General features: G+C 60.6%; 1 protein-coding gene. It reads left to right on the forward strand.

What is annotated here, in order from left to right; translation table 11 throughout:
* A partial coding sequence (locus RVY79_RS20030; RefSeq protein WP_317466331.1) for a hypothetical protein occupies positions 1-228 on the forward strand: 228 nt, incomplete at its 5' end.
* Between the last annotated feature and the right edge of the window lie 36 nt (positions 229-264).

A 264-nucleotide genomic window follows, 5' to 3' on the forward strand; every position in this document is an offset into this window, starting at 1 on the left:
CAGACCCACACCGTCACCCAGGGCAATACGACGCAGAAATCGCCCGCGGGTGTGCACACGATCGAAGCCAAGGAACTGTGGATCAAGGTGGGTGGTGCGGGCGGGACGTCGATCCACATGACGGCCGACGCGATCGAGCTGCACAAGGGTTCATCCACCATCCGGCTCGATGCGGCCGAGATCAAGATCCAGGCCCCCAACACCCATATCAACCCGGACAACGGCTGACACCATGTATCAGATGCAGGAAGGTTCTCTGTCGCT

The sequence above is a fragment of the Chromohalobacter sp. HP20-39 genome (assembly GCF_033052815.1).
Taxonomy (GTDB): Bacteria; Pseudomonadota; Gammaproteobacteria; order Pseudomonadales; family Halomonadaceae; genus Chromohalobacter.